The sequence below is a fragment of the Runella salmonicolor genome (genome assembly GCF_024158025.1).
GTDB classification, from domain to species: Bacteria; Bacteroidota; Bacteroidia; order Cytophagales; family Spirosomataceae; genus Runella; species Runella salmonicolor.
In genome coordinates this window covers 203,993-217,368 of the sequence record NZ_JAMZEL010000009.1, presented here as the reverse complement: position 1 = coordinate 217,368, position 13,376 = coordinate 203,993, and the positions used below count along the sequence as shown (strand labels likewise).

The following is a 13,376-nucleotide window of genomic DNA, read 5'->3' as shown; positions in this document are numbered from 1 at the left end:
CCACCTGCCCGCTTTTCGTGATTATGTTACAACTTTCGCAAATCAAAACGGTCTTGGAGCGCATAACCATCGACGGCAAATTGCCGCGTGATATGTGCCATGAGTATTATGAAGCCTCCAAAGAAATCAAGGAGGATATTGCGAAAGTTTTCGGTGATGAATACCCCGATTACTTGAATGTGAATCGTCCGCGTGAGAAAAAGGACCAAAAAACGTACCGCTCCAAGATTTACCGCAACACTTTCAAGGGGTTTCGGGACAAACAGATTGGGCGGTTGGATTACATTCCTGAAAGTGATGATTTTAGCGTGGTGTGGCCACAGGGCAAGCAGGCCAAAAAGTTGATGGAGTTTGATAAAGGCAATTTCAATGAAAAGTTAAATTTTCAAGATTGGTTTTTTGACTTCGTCAAAACGGAGTTTGTGGATGACCCAAACAGCGTTTTGGTATTTGTGCCCGAGACTATCCCCGCTTCTGACTCAGAGCCATATTTGCCGAAAGCTGAATTGATACCTTGTGAAAACGTACTTCAGTTTAGAAAAGGCAAATACTGTGTATTGCGGTCGATGAAGGAAGTAATGGTCAAAAACATGGAAACGAGCAAAATGGAAAACAATGGCCTGTTGTTGTATTTTTTTGACCACGAAAGCTTCACGGTTGTTAAAGAAACTTCACGAGCGAGCCGTGACAGAGCGCTGAAAAGCACCTTTGAAATTTGGGGGCTTTCGCGTGAATATGCGGTTGATTCTACGGAATTGTTGATTTTTCAACCCTTCATGCATCATTGCAAAGGGATGCCTGCGCGCAAAATCGGCATGAAAAGATTGAAGCAAAACGGCAAAGGGGAAGAGTTGTTTGCTTCAACAGTCACCAATGCTTTGGAGCATATCAAAGATGCGCAGGCTCGTTACAGTGACATTCAAGTAGAGTTCAACTACCATGTCAATTCTCAGGAATACCGCGTGGCCACTCGGGTATGTCAACATGAAGAATGTAACAAAGGCAAAGTACCCGTTCGCAACAAACAACATGAAATCATTGGTCACGACACTTGCCCGAATTGTCAGGGAACTGGCTTTGACATTGGCGGCTCGGCGCTTGATTTCATTTTGTATTCAATGCCCAAAAAAGAAGGGTTCACCGACAACGCTTCGGGCAGTGTACCACCAGTACCTGGTGGATTCATCCCCCGCCCGATTGAGTCAGTTCGGGAGCTGGTTGCCGAATACAAACGTAAAACTGAAGAAGCTTACGCGGATGTACACATGCAATTTCACAACCGTACGCCATTGGTGGAAAGTGGGAAAAGCAAGGAAGTTGATCGTGAAGAGTTTTACAAAGACTCCATTGTTTTGGCTAAACACCTTTGCACCATGTTTCAATGGGGGTACAACACGCAAGCGTCGTATTTGTACGGGCTGATGGGTTATGATGAGCAACAATTGCCGGCGGTGATGACGCCTTCTCGGTTCATGCTTTCGGGCTTGGAAGATACGAGAATGGAATTGAATGAAGCCTTGCAAAACAAGTATGATTCAATCGTGACGGGCATTGTTCAGGCTCGGTATCTGGAATATCAAACGGGTAAAGAGTCCAAAGAATATAAGCGGTACAAAACGCGTATGGAATTGGACCCATACCGAGAAATGCAGACCACGGAAAAGGTGTTTCAGTTTGGTTTGGCAAGTCAAGTGGCGGTAATTGGCAGTGAGAGCCACAAAGCGTTGGTCAAGCAATTTATTTTTTCATTGCAATTCAACAGCTTATTGGATGAAGCTGAATTGCTTTATCCTGATTTCTACAATCGCAGTTTACAGGATAGAAGGTTGATATTGATGCAATTGAACGAGAAATACACCGCCGATATTCCATCAAGCATGGGTATACCTATAACATTGGACACGCCAGTTGACATCAAAAACGCTGAGCAGGTATAATGGAAGAGTTGGAAGAATTACAGGCATGGGAAGAGCAGCTATCTAAATGGCTGGAAAACCTTAAAAAAAGAATCATTGCGGTGAATGCGGTGGTTTTAGAAGGCCTGTATGAATACGTAGACCAATTTGATAACACACTTAGCTTTTCTGAAAACTTGAATGTTTTGTTGGCCGCTCAAACCCGATTGCCATACATTTTACAAACTTCTGGTTACGGATTGTTGGTCAATAATTTGGTCAGTAAACTCGGTGAAACGATTACGAAGTTGGGGGATTATTTTCAAAAAACCTTCAAATCGCCTGAGCAAATAAAAAGAGTAACGGACTTGTTTACAGCATCTTTGGCTAAGGTCAAAGAGTCTCTTTTGGGGGAAGGTTTACAAAATGGAATGGTGGGTGAAATTGTCAAAACCTTGCAATATCATGTGTATTCAAAATCCACAAAAACGATTTTTCGTGAAGCGTTAAAGAAAACTTTGGGCGCAAACGGCCAACCCGTCAAATACCTGACGACCTATACTTCAGATACGCTGTACCAATACAGCAGAGCGTATACTGAGGAAGTGACCAAAGAACTGGATGTGCAATATTATTATTACATGGGTACCAGAATTGATACCAGTAGGGATTTTTGCAACGCCCGAATGGGGAAGCCTTTTACAAAAAAAGAAGTGCAAAGTTGGGCGTCGTTGGATTGGAAAGGCAAAATACCTGGTACTTCAAAATTCAGCATTACGATGTACGTAGGTGGATATAATTGCCGACATCGAATCGTGCCGATTTCCAAAGAAATGTATATCAAATTGGGTGGGCAAGTGAGTCAAAAAGCAGCATAATCATTCATTTAACCAAGAAATAACACTATGGCAGGCTTAACCAAAGAACAAAGAGCGCAAAGAGCGGCCGAAAAATCCGCTGTATCGCCCATTACTTCCGAAACTGCGACCGAACCAACCGATTCGGGCGAGACAACGGACAATGAAGTGCCAACCTCGGAGACAACCGATTCGGAGGAAACCGCGACCGAAACAACCGATTCGGGCGAGACTGAAACGAAAGCAATTGAAATAATCAATCAACCCGGCAGTGAAGAAAACAAAATCGACACTGTCATAACCACAATCACAATGGAAACAGCAGAGGAAAAGAAAGTGCAGAAGTTTTCGGAATTGACCCACAAAGACATGTTGGTCATTCAAAATACCAATGGCAACAAGCAGGCGGTAACCAAGCGTTATTGGGAAGAGTGTGTGGCGAGTGAATTAGACCGTTTGCAGGGCATCATCCTTTTGGGCAAATACGTCAAAGATTCTGACCACGAAGATGGGTATATCATTGAAGAAATTGAGGATGATTCTGTCGTAGAATAAGAATCGAAATCTTTTTTGAAGGAAACAGATTAATAAATTACTTAATATTGTTATTTTACGTACCAAAATGGGACAAAAACTCGGAGCATTCTTCAAGAAACAGCTCGAAAAAGCAGGGGCATTTAATGCCGAAAAACACAATTCAATCATTGAGAAACTCAATGACCTCACCGAAGACCTTGATGACTCGGAAAACAAAACCTTGTCTGAAACCTTCGTAACTCTTGCAGAAGCAAAGGAGCATCCTGGGCTCAAAAAAGCATTCAAGGATTCATTGAGAGGTGAGTTAAAAAGTGAGTTTCTCGACCCCGTAGACAGTGAGTTGAAGCCGTATGAAGCTTTGTTGGACGAAAAAAACAAAGATGAATACACCAAAGCGGATACCACTTACAAAAAACTGAAAGTGCTGACCAAGTTTCTTTCGGAGCGCGCGGGGGGTGATGGAAAAGATGCCAAAGCGTACAGAGATGAGCTTACCGCTTTACAGGCTCAAATCAAATCGGGGGATTTTGTCAGCAAATCTCAATACGATCAAGTGTTTGGCAAAGTAAATTCCGCATTGCAGGCAAAAACACTGGCGGATGTATTTGCATCATCAGTGCCTAAAATGTCAAAACAAAAGTTGCAAGACCCATACGTAAAAGACGACTTCGGTTCTCGTGTAGAAAAGTTGATGAAAAAACGGGGATGGGTTTTTGACCACGAAAGTGGTGAATTGCGTAAAGAATCGGCTCCCGAAGAAATCGTCCTTCTGGAAGGAAGCACCGAAAAAATGACGATTGAACACCTGCCTGATATTTTTTACAAAGAATTTGAGGATTGGGGCGCAAAATCGGACGGTGGTGGCAAAGATGATTTAGAAGTTGAACGGAAAGGTCCTAACACTTCAAAAGATTCGACGCTGGAGAAAAACCGTCAAAGAGCGGCGGGGCTTTAATCCCGCGAAAAAAGTACGGTGTCATTAGACACGAAGGGAAAGGAATTGCGAAAGAGAATCTAACGACACAAAGAAAATGGCGAAGGACATTAATTTTAGTGCAGGTCGGTTGGTATACGTAGCCATCATGCACATTGTAAATAATACGTACAAATTTGGTTTGCACGGCACGTTGAAGGCGTTACGGGACCCATCGGTTAAACCCGTGATTGACGAAATCAACCCCGTAAAGGCGATGGAGTCAAAAACGGGTAACCGTACGACGAAAAAGTTTGATACTGGTTCTGGTTTGCCTTATTGGAGTGTGGTAACCAACTACATGCCTGCTTATGCGGCCACTGGCCGTAACACCCGTTCTAAAACGACTGGTACCGCCATTCAGGGCAGTTCAAACATCACTGTTGACTTCAATTTGCGTCGTGAATACACCTTGAATTACTCGGTGAAGGATGTGCCATCGGAGCCAGATGCATTGAAATACATGCAGGACATTGTAAGTAACAAGGTGGAGGTGTATGGTGGTGCAGGTGGCGCAAAGTATGGTGATATGATGGCCAAACTTGGTTTGGAAATTTACCGTACGATTGACGAGACGGTGTTAAAGCCCGTCAACTCGACGACTTTGACTTCGGCCATTGCAGGTATTGGCAAAAATGCCGCTTATCCTGATGCAAATACGCCAACCGCCGCCGCTCCTTGTGTACCGGTTGAGGCCTTCACTTCTGATGGTAAGGCAACGGAAAACCTTTTGGAAGCCTTTCAACAAACGATGTTGACCAACCAATTGAAGGGTCGTTTGATTGTGATTGGTGGAAGCCGTCTCTCCAAATACATGGCAAAACAGGGTATCATGGCCATCAACGCAGCGGGTGTGGATTTGGCGAAAGCTTACGCATTGCTTCCGGTGCTTTGGTATTATGACCCTGAAATTGACACTATTTACGGTGCCAACAAAATCATTGCCTTTGATTCTGGCGCAATGGGCCTTTGTGCTTTGCCTGAGCATGGTCCTGATGGCTTTGTGAAAAATGGTGAGTATGCTGATACTTACTACGGTAACATGGCTGTTCGTATCGAGCAATCGGCTTTGGACTCAAGCATTGCGGGCAATGGCAATGACACCTTTGAAATGGATTTTGATTTCACCGCTGAGGAAACGACTGACAATAAGCGTTATCCCGTGTTGGACATCACTCCTTCTTTGTTGTATGGCATTTACAAACGGCCAACTGGCTTCTTTACATCTGTATCTGGTAACATTTTGAAAGATGTTACAGGAATCTTCGGATTTGAATTGACGATCGCTGCGGGAGTATAATCCACGGTAGGGGTGAATTCTCACCCCTACTTTTCAAACCTTTTGTATGAAACATCTACTTTGGGCCTTGTGGCTCATTTCAACAATATCTTTTGGGCAAGTTGTTATTGAAGGTAATGGCCAAAAAGTCATTTTACCCAATGGTAAATACACCATCACCGTTGGCAAACAGTCTGAACCAGAAACTCCAAAGCCCAATTTGCCAGATTGCGGATGCGGGAAGCCTGATTTTGAGATTTTATCCGTCACCAAAAAGCAGGGCTCTAATTACGAAGTAAGGTTCGATGCTTGCAATGTCAGTCCCTTGACTTGGAATGTCGCAAACAAAGCGGCTACCTTCCCTCCTAATTCATCCGTATTTGAAATTGACTTGACGGGCGTAGTGCCAGGTGAATACAATTTGAAAATTACTTCTACTGGCTGTAATGGGAAGGCAGAAAAGAAGTTTTACGTTGTTGGCAACGGGGTCATTGAGCCGCCAAAAGAACACTCCAACCCTGACGAAAACACAACTACCACGCCCGAAATTGTGTATTTCAATTACGACGATACAGGTGCGAAGTTATCAGAAATCGACTTGAAGGTTGAGCGTGGCGTTGACGAAAAAATATACCTAAAAGACAATGGAAGGGCGCCTTATGCAGCTCGTTACGCAATCAATGGGTCTGTCAATCGCTTATCGGCAAAACAGCTATCTAATCAGCCTATTCCTGCGGGGCAATGGATTCATATTGTCAAATTTATCGCCGACGTAGACAACATCAACACCAGTGGATGGCTTACTTCTACGCAGTATTCTGGCAGGCAGGATGTGAAATACGCTAAAAGCTACGAGTGTACTTTTTACGTGGAGGATGGAACGCGGCCAAATTTGAAATACACTCAGCCTCTTTGGGCCAAAGGCGTAGGCGTTTCGGACGGTCTTTCATTGTCGAGAACACCAAAATTTGTGCTGAATGGAAAACTTTACGGTTGTGAGTCTCGCCCCGAAAACGAATCTGAAGAGCAGCTTAGAAACATTTCATGGGCGCTTGGAGAAAAGGCCTATCAACTCATTTACGCTGGCGACGTAAAGCGGCTCACCGACCAACTAGGCAAGGGTATCACTCAACTTAATGACAGCGAAATTGACAAAGCGGCCGATATGTTGGCGGCAATGTCGAACGGTAAAAAATACTTTGCGGTGGATTTTGAACCTTCCGACCCTGAAAAAGACGGTTGGCGGTGGGATTATGACGCGGGAAGTTTTCGAACTACCATGCAAAAGCTATCCAAGCGCATTTTTGACCGTCATGGAAAGTATTTCTATTCATGGATTGGCAAGGGGAATCAGTTTAGTTTTCGCGGAAAATCCTTTGAACTGGATGGTTACAGCAATGATAGTTGGGGTAATTCTCTCGACACTTACATTGCGCTGCATGAAAACCCGTCTGAAATCACAAACGTAAACCTTGCGGCTGAGCCAATCACTCAAGTAGGGTTTGGTTACAATTCAATAACAATTTCCTCGGATATAAATCAGCCAGCGTCCCGTTGGGTATCACCTTCTATGTGGTATTTGCGGTTCTTGGATGTGGTTAACGTTCAAACGCTCATTACGCCAAAATCAAACAAACTACTGGCGTTTATTTGGCCGTATGAAGACCAGCCTTCGGATGCCAAAAGAACGCCCATGACGCGGTTCAAATTCGGTCAAGGTTACATAAACGTTCAAGATAACCGGGTGCAATTCGCCCATAATTTGGTTCGTGATGCAATCATAACCTACCTGTGCAATCCTCGTGTTGTCTACACTCAGTATTGGATTTTTGGTACGAGTTACAACCCGGGCAACTTGCTTCGGTGGTCAAAAATCAATGAGCGTCTTTCTTGCTACTCTGAAAAAGCGGGTGGCCACTACGTATCCACCTACAAAGGCCCCGACAATCCACCCTGTCCGACCACGGGCGGGGATTATATTGGTAAAGACGCGCTCAGCGTGTCGGCAATGGTTCAAGCTCACGAAGTATTTGCCAATCACCTGCAAAACGTTTGTGACGGCTCACAGGTGCGGGAAGCCTTTAACTTCGTCAGCTTCAAGCGGTCGGGGGTTGAATCGGTTCCTGTTCACAAAAACGATACTGGAGAGTTTGCGCGGGCTTACAAATACCAACAGCCTTGGGCGCAGGTTTGGCGAAATCCTAACACTGGAAAGCGTGTTTTGCTCTATCAAGACACTACCGCTGAGGCTTTTGAGCCTTGCTCATTCACCGTCATTGTGGATGGAATGCAGATTACACGATCAGTGAAAGGCAATGAATTATATTTTGAAGTGCTATGAAAAAGATACACTACATCGTGGGGTGCTGCATTTTGATTGGGGCCGCGCTATCAATTTCATTGGCTCTAAGAAGCTGCAAACTGAATGAATACGAAAAAATTCAAAACGACATTAAAGCCAATGAAGCCGACATTGATTCCTTACAAGTGGTTCGTGAAGCGAACAACAACACTGCTATTCCTTTTTCTGACAATAAACGTGACAGTGTGCTTCAGTCAGTCAATGCCAAAAATGGATTCAACCTTCGCCACAATCGAGGGAACGCAGGCGGAGATAGACAGCGCCCTAAAAATCCTGAATGACTACCCTGATTTGAAAAGTCAGTACGAAAAAACTAAAAAAGTACTGACCGACGAACGAAAGGGGTCAAACATTGAGCGTGCCGCCATTTTGGAAGTTGTTGGCTTGGAGGAATGGGATTACAAAAAGGTGGTCAAGCGGATTAAAAAAATCAAACGTCAGCTTTTTTGGAGGCCTGTTTTATATGGTGTCGGCGGTACAGCTTTTGGTTTGGCGGTGGGCTTTATCCGGTACAACCTGTAATCATTACCCTACTATGAAAACGGAAAGTGTCTTTTTAAAATCAACCAACCCCATTAAAATGAGTATTGCAATGCAATTAACAATTTACGGCCTGTATGGCATTTTAAAGATTTTTGAAGGAATTCCGACCTTCAACGTAGTCTTGGGTTTTGTAGGGTCTGTTTGTACGGTGTTTCTGGTCAAAATGATGGCGGCGGCTTCGGGTAGCGCATCTGGTGCCAATTTGTCAAAAACAGTTTCAACCAGTAGCTTTTGGGTTAACACTGGTATCGGCTTCGCCTTTTCGCTGTCTCTATCAACTTCGGTTTTTGAATGGCTCTCCCCTACTCGGCCTTGGCTCGACATTCACGCGGTGTACTTCCTACTTGGTTCTCTCGGTGTAATTATTCTTCGCGGCACAACTAAGTTTTTCCGCAGTATTGAGGAGAAAGCTGATGATGTTGGCGATGCTGTAGGAGATACAGTTTTGGATAGGTTCAGGTCAAAGAAAAAGGATTCATCAAGAAATGGAGGCGATAAGTAAGTACATCACCTATGCAAAGGCGGTATGGAGCGATACTGCGATTCGTCGCGGTATCGTCAATAAGCCTGGTACTCGCGAAATGCGCGCAATGAAACTTGTCGGGGAAATGATTCATACCGTTGTTTCAGACCATTTTGGCTTTTCCATTCCATTTGCATCGTTTTTTCGCTCCAATGTACTCAATAGAATCATTGGTGGTTCTGCTAATTCTCAACACGTCAAAGGGGAAGCGATTGACCTTGATGCTGACGGAACATCAATTACGAACGCTCAACTGTTCTACTGGATTTTGGAAAATCTAAAGTTCGACCAGCTTATTTGGGAATACGGAGACAAGCAAAATCCCGCTTGGGTTCATGTAAGCTACGTTGACCCCACAATTAGAGCTAATCGAAGGCAAGTGTTGCGAGCCATAAGAGTCAACGGAAAGACCCAATATATTCCATTTGTAAAAGCACAACAATGATACAATTCAAAGAGGCAACTAGCTTCAGGGCCGGAATTGTAATAACAATTCCAAATGGGGACGAATTGAATTTGCTATCCATAGAGTTCCGTGCAAAGAACTCTATGGCGCTACTTGCGAAGTTTTCTACCGAAGACAATACTATCATCCGTATTGATGACAACAATTACTATTTCGAGTTTTCCAATACAATGACACTCGGAAAAGCGGGAGAGGGTACGTGGGAAGCAGAAGTACATACTACCCTCTTAGGAGCTCAAAAGTCTCTTGAATATGAATATAGAGTCATTCCAGCGACTGCTAAAATATCAGGCTCAAGCCCAGTTTTTGGCAGTAACTACCGTCACATAATTAACCTGTTCTTCGTAGAGGAAACACCAACTGTCAGCGAATTTGCGGGTAATTTTATTCGCCTAACTGCGGCTATTGAAGCTGAGGCCGCACGCGACGCCGCCGAAGGGTTCGCACAAAGTGCCGCTAATGATGCCGAAGCAACCGCTGCCGACCGTATTGCGACAGGAGAAGACCGCGTTGCAACAGGAGAGGATGTAGTCGCTACGGGATTAGACCGAATCGCAACCGCTGCCGACTGTATAGCTACGGGGTTGGATAGAATTGCGACAGGAGAAGACCGAGTTGCTACGGGGCTAGACCGTATTGCTACTGGAGAAGACCGCGTTGCAACGGGAGAAGACAGAGTTGCTACGGGATTAGACCGTGAAGCGACAGCAGCTGACCGAGAAGCGACGGGGTTGGATGTCGTCGCCGCTAATGCCGCCAAAGACATTGCTGTTGCCGCCGCTGGAAATATCCTTACGCTTGTGTCCTTTACAGATGCAACTATCACAATGGGTATCGGTGGAAGTGTGCAGATTGAAGAAGGCCCCAGCGTCTATCCAAGTCTTAATATAACCTTCTTATAGCTATGCCAACACTCAACGAGGCGATTGTGCGCCAACAGATTAATACAAAATTTGCGGACAATTACAGCAAGGCAATCACAGCGCAAGATGCTAGAGAGGTGGCAAATTTACTTGTTGACTACACAATTGAACGAAACTTCCTTACACTTATTGAATACACCGACACTACTATAACCCTTGCAGTGGGCAGCAACGTAGAGGTCGAAGAAGGCCCGTCAATTTATCCGAGCTTAAACATAACTTTCTTATAATATGGCAGAAACATTTGAAGTTTTAAGGGCCGAAGCATTAGGACCCATAACCGCAGACCTGACCGTTGCTGCCAATGCCGCAGGTGCCGCAGGTGCATCGCCTTTTGCTGATGCCGCAGCCGCAAGCGCTGTAATTGCATCCTCGGCCGCAAGCGTGGGGTTGGCAAATCAATGGTATGGAATTGAATGGGATACTGCTGTTTCTTCGTCTGCTTGTACCCGTATCGGCAACCTAAACCTGCACGTTGCATCACTGGGCGCAGTTCGAGGTCTGCCAATTCAGTCCAAAATGCGCGGATGTTTGCTTTCTGATGCGGGGGTAGTGAACTACTACCTTAATCCCAATGATTGGACAAAAAAGGCGAACGGAACCGCCGCTGTTTTAGATGGAGCCGACGGTATGGTGATGGTGGAAATACCTGCACACTACGCAAGGTTTGAGACCGAAGGGACGAAACGCAGGGCAATGATTTCCGAATTTGCTCTGCCTGGCTTCACACTTGTGCCATCCAGATACATAGGCGCGTATGAAGGAGCTGTACAGCGCAGTGTATTGAAACTTGCTAGTGTTGTGAACACCACAACGGACTACCGAGGTGGCAATAACACTTCAGCATGGGATGCAGAAACGCGGACATTGCTTGGTAGACCTGCCACAAATATCACGCGTACCAACTTCCGAACCTATGCGCGTAACCGGGCCGCTGGCACGAAGTGGAATATTACGACAATGGATGCGTACATATCGCTTTTTTGGCTTCGTGCGATTGAGTACGCCAACTTCAACACGCAGCTTGCCTACAATGCAACGCTTACCGCCGAAGGCTACCGTCAGGGCGGCTTGGGGGACGGAGTTACGACCCTGAGCGGCGCAACATGGACAACATGGAATAGTTCTAACCCCTTTATTCCATGTGGGCAAACCAATTCAATTGGCAATTTTACGGGTACAGTTAACTATGTTATGCCCGCCGAGTACGGCACGCTTACGGTATCTGTGCCGCGCTATCGTGGTATAGAAAACCCGTTTGGGCATCTCTGGAAATGGTTGGACGGAGTGAATGTGAATGTGCAGTCGGTAGCATCTGGCGACCAATCACAATTATATGTTGCGTCCAATCCTGCCGATTTTGGCGACACGCTAACGAATCACACTTTACGCGGATTATTGGCGCGGGCAGAAAACTATATCCGCGAAATCGTGCATGGCAACTCTGGAGATATTTTTGGTTCTGTTGTGGGTGGGGCTGGAAGTTCTTCGACGACTTTTTTTGCCGATTATTTCTATACAACCATACCGGGTAGTGGCGTAAGTATTCGCGTACCGATTGTTGGAGGGGCGGCAACGCTAGGCGGAGCGATGGGGCCAGCAGCCTGCCAATTATATTTTCAGGCGTCGTACGCGGACAACACGATTGGCGCTCGTCTATGTTACATTCCTTAATCTAAGCAATTATGAAAGCACAATCATATCATTATCCCGAATCCGAGCAGGATTTAGGCAATGGGACCTACTTCGTGAACACGGAAGTAGAAGAAAAGACCGACGAAAACGGTCGCACGTACTGGGAGTATTCGCAAGAATTGCGCTCGTATACAAATACCGCCGTACCCGAAGAAGTAGCCGCTTGGCGACTGCGGGCGGTGACCACTCTTGCAGATATGTCGCAGGGAATTGAAGATTTTCTTAATTCCCTGCCCGAGCCAGACAGAACGGTAGCAAAGGAGGCTTGGTATTCGGGAACCACCGTGAAACGAGAATCAGCTACCGTGGGAGCTTTTCAGCAGGTATTTCAGCTTTCATCCGAAGAAGTAGACAATTTATTTATTCAAGCCGCAAACATAAGTATCTGAAATGGAAGGCTTTATCCTGTTTATTGTCGCCACCGCCCTTACTCTATCGCTGTCTCCGCTATTGATGCTCCTAAGTCTTGTATTAGATATGAAGGGATCGGGCGAGCGCATGGCATTAACAGCCTATTATATCGACGTAGCGGCCAATGTGCTATTCGGGCCAGCTTGGAATCTGCTACTGATTACATCAATGGCGAAGAGGCGGTACGGGAGAAAAGGCGAAACGCTCAGCGAGGTAACAGGGTACGGGCAGATACAGGGCGAACTTCGCATTTTGGGCAGATTACTCGCCTATCTGCTTCACCGTATCGACCCCTTCCATTGTCGTCGTGAAGCAGGACAGCAAGTACCTGTTGTTGTTCGCAAATGGTGGCAAACACTTTTGGCCTATATGGAGGTTTTGGCGATTCTCCTTGTATTGGGCTCTTTAATAGCATTTCCTTTTTATTTAATTTTTCACTTTTTAACAATTAACAAATGAAACAGATTATTGCTTTAGGGTTTGGGTTGCTAATCGCAACAGTGGGTTTTGGTCAAGTGGTAACGCCCAACAGCACCAATCGAGGGCCGATTACATTGAAGACAGCCGCTTTGGTGGATTCGGCGGTGGCCTCAAATGCCACAACGGTATTGATTTATGGGCAGTTTGTAGGAGGAACGGACGCTTTCCATGTAACGGGTGAGATTATAAAGAATTCGGGAGCGCCCGCAGGGAAGCTTTATTTTGTCGGTGGGGATTCGCCCACGAAAATGGCAAAACTAGACAGTTTTACAATTTATAACGGCAATGCCATTGTTACTTTTCGATTGCCGCCCGGGCACGCTAGTTATTCGTATTATGGCTTACAAGCAGTAACAACGGGCTCTCAAAATTCAACCTTTAAAGGTACAATGCAGGGCAAAACACCGCCATACATCATAAGGTAGGTTATTT

Annotated in this window: 16 protein-coding genes; all 16 read left to right on the top strand. The window is 45.4% G+C overall.

Features of this window, described 5'->3' with window-relative positions; all coding sequences use genetic code 11:
* The first annotated feature begins 23 nt into the window (after nucleotides 1–23).
* The gene (locus NCI00_RS20370) at nucleotides 24–1,937 is read left to right on the top strand and encodes a hypothetical protein (protein WP_253530654.1); all 1,914 of its coding nucleotides are present in this window, start codon (nucleotides 24–26) and stop codon (nucleotides 1,935–1,937) included.
* Nucleotides 1,937–2,773, top strand: coding sequence for a hypothetical protein (locus NCI00_RS20365; protein WP_253530653.1), 837 nt, complete (start codon nucleotides 1,937–1,939; stop codon nucleotides 2,771–2,773). Before NCI00_RS20370 ends, NCI00_RS20365 begins: the two co-directional genes overlap by 1 nt.
* 27 nt (nucleotides 2,774–2,800) lie before the next feature.
* On the top strand, nucleotides 2,801–3,307 hold the full coding sequence (locus tag NCI00_RS20360; RefSeq protein ID WP_253530651.1) for a hypothetical protein: 507 nt from the start codon (nucleotides 2,801–2,803) through the stop codon (nucleotides 3,305–3,307).
* Between the two features lie 67 nt (nucleotides 3,308–3,374).
* Nucleotides 3,375–4,244 carry a hypothetical protein gene (locus tag NCI00_RS20355; protein WP_253530649.1) on the top strand — a complete coding sequence of 290 codons (870 nt, stop codon included), beginning with the start codon at nucleotides 3,375–3,377 and terminating at the stop codon, nucleotides 4,242–4,244.
* Nucleotides 4,245–4,320: 76 nt separating this feature from the next.
* Nucleotides 4,321–5,562 carry a hypothetical protein gene (locus NCI00_RS20350; RefSeq protein ID WP_253530648.1) on the top strand — a complete coding sequence of 414 codons (1,242 nt, stop codon included), beginning with the start codon at nucleotides 4,321–4,323 and terminating at the stop codon, nucleotides 5,560–5,562.
* A 46-nt stretch (nucleotides 5,563–5,608) separates the two neighbouring features.
* Entirely contained in the window at nucleotides 5,609–7,882 is a 2,274-nt protein-coding gene (locus tag NCI00_RS20345; protein ID WP_253530647.1) for a hypothetical protein, read from the top strand.
* Complete coding sequence (locus tag NCI00_RS20340; RefSeq protein WP_253530646.1) at nucleotides 7,879–8,184, top strand: hypothetical protein; 306 nt, start codon at nucleotides 7,879–7,881, stop codon at nucleotides 8,182–8,184. Before NCI00_RS20345 ends, NCI00_RS20340 begins: the two co-directional genes overlap by 4 nt.
* Nucleotides 8,114–8,425 carry a hypothetical protein gene (locus NCI00_RS20335; protein WP_253530645.1) on the top strand — a complete coding sequence of 104 codons (312 nt, stop codon included), beginning with the start codon at nucleotides 8,114–8,116 and terminating at the stop codon, nucleotides 8,423–8,425. Before NCI00_RS20340 ends, NCI00_RS20335 begins: the two co-directional genes overlap by 71 nt.
* A gap of 13 nt (nucleotides 8,426–8,438) precedes the next feature.
* Nucleotides 8,439–8,948, top strand: a complete 510-nt coding sequence (locus NCI00_RS20330) for a hypothetical protein (RefSeq protein ID WP_253530644.1) — start codon at nucleotides 8,439–8,441, stop codon at nucleotides 8,946–8,948.
* Nucleotides 8,932–9,414 (top strand): D-Ala-D-Ala carboxypeptidase family metallohydrolase, encoded by a 483-nt coding sequence (locus NCI00_RS20325; RefSeq protein ID WP_253530643.1) that lies wholly within the window; start codon nucleotides 8,932–8,934, stop codon nucleotides 9,412–9,414. Before NCI00_RS20330 ends, NCI00_RS20325 begins: the two co-directional genes overlap by 17 nt.
* A gap of 104 nt (nucleotides 9,415–9,518) precedes the next feature.
* Complete coding sequence (locus NCI00_RS20320) at nucleotides 9,519–10,337, top strand: hypothetical protein (RefSeq protein ID WP_253530641.1); 819 nt, start codon at nucleotides 9,519–9,521, stop codon at nucleotides 10,335–10,337.
* Nucleotides 10,338–10,339: 2 nt separating this feature from the next.
* Entirely contained in the window at nucleotides 10,340–10,588 is a 249-nt protein-coding gene (locus tag NCI00_RS20315) for a hypothetical protein (protein ID WP_253530639.1), read from the top strand.
* 1 nt (nucleotide 10,589) lies between these two features.
* Nucleotides 10,590–12,032, top strand: a complete 1,443-nt coding sequence (locus NCI00_RS20310) for a hypothetical protein (protein WP_253530637.1) — start codon at nucleotides 10,590–10,592, stop codon at nucleotides 12,030–12,032.
* A gap of 11 nt (nucleotides 12,033–12,043) precedes the next feature.
* Nucleotides 12,044–12,442 carry a hypothetical protein gene (locus NCI00_RS20305; RefSeq protein WP_253530635.1) on the top strand — a complete coding sequence of 133 codons (399 nt, stop codon included), beginning with the start codon at nucleotides 12,044–12,046 and terminating at the stop codon, nucleotides 12,440–12,442.
* 1 nt (nucleotide 12,443) lies between these two features.
* Nucleotides 12,444–12,923: a hypothetical protein gene (locus NCI00_RS20300; protein ID WP_253530633.1), complete on the top strand. Its 480-nt coding sequence runs from the start codon at nucleotides 12,444–12,446 to the stop codon at nucleotides 12,921–12,923.
* Complete coding sequence (locus NCI00_RS20295; RefSeq protein ID WP_253530632.1) at nucleotides 12,920–13,369, top strand: hypothetical protein; 450 nt, start codon at nucleotides 12,920–12,922, stop codon at nucleotides 13,367–13,369. The genes NCI00_RS20300 and NCI00_RS20295 overlap by 4 nt, the downstream gene beginning before the upstream one ends.
* Nucleotides 13,370–13,376 lie beyond the last annotated feature (7 nt).

Bases quoted from the DNA above. Each gene is read 5' to 3' on its own strand.
- NCI00_RS20370 (WP_253530654.1), top strand. From the start codon at position 24: ATGTTACAACTTTCGCAAATCAAAACGGTCTTGGAGCGCATAACCATC.
- NCI00_RS20365 (WP_253530653.1), top strand. From the start codon at position 1,937: ATGGAAGAGTTGGAAGAATTACAGGCATGGGAAGAGCAGCTATCTAAA.
- NCI00_RS20360 (WP_253530651.1), top strand. From the start codon at position 2,801: ATGGCAGGCTTAACCAAAGAACAAAGAGCGCAAAGAGCGGCCGAAAAA.
- NCI00_RS20355 (WP_253530649.1), top strand. From the start codon at position 3,375: ATGGGACAAAAACTCGGAGCATTCTTCAAGAAACAGCTCGAAAAAGCA.
- NCI00_RS20350 (WP_253530648.1), top strand. From the start codon at position 4,321: ATGGCGAAGGACATTAATTTTAGTGCAGGTCGGTTGGTATACGTAGCC.
- NCI00_RS20345 (WP_253530647.1), top strand. From the start codon at position 5,609: ATGAAACATCTACTTTGGGCCTTGTGGCTCATTTCAACAATATCTTTT.
- NCI00_RS20340 (WP_253530646.1), top strand. From the start codon at position 7,879: ATGAAAAAGATACACTACATCGTGGGGTGCTGCATTTTGATTGGGGCC.
- NCI00_RS20335 (WP_253530645.1), top strand. From the start codon at position 8,114: ATGGATTCAACCTTCGCCACAATCGAGGGAACGCAGGCGGAGATAGAC.
- NCI00_RS20330 (WP_253530644.1), top strand. From the start codon at position 8,439: ATGAAAACGGAAAGTGTCTTTTTAAAATCAACCAACCCCATTAAAATG.
- NCI00_RS20325 (WP_253530643.1), top strand. From the start codon at position 8,932: ATGGAGGCGATAAGTAAGTACATCACCTATGCAAAGGCGGTATGGAGC.
- NCI00_RS20320 (WP_253530641.1), top strand. From the start codon at position 9,519: ATGGCGCTACTTGCGAAGTTTTCTACCGAAGACAATACTATCATCCGT.
- NCI00_RS20315 (WP_253530639.1), top strand. From the start codon at position 10,340: ATGCCAACACTCAACGAGGCGATTGTGCGCCAACAGATTAATACAAAA.
- NCI00_RS20310 (WP_253530637.1), top strand. From the start codon at position 10,590: ATGGCAGAAACATTTGAAGTTTTAAGGGCCGAAGCATTAGGACCCATA.
- NCI00_RS20305 (WP_253530635.1), top strand. From the start codon at position 12,044: ATGAAAGCACAATCATATCATTATCCCGAATCCGAGCAGGATTTAGGC.
- NCI00_RS20300 (WP_253530633.1), top strand. From the start codon at position 12,444: ATGGAAGGCTTTATCCTGTTTATTGTCGCCACCGCCCTTACTCTATCG.
- NCI00_RS20295 (WP_253530632.1), top strand. From the start codon at position 12,920: ATGAAACAGATTATTGCTTTAGGGTTTGGGTTGCTAATCGCAACAGTG.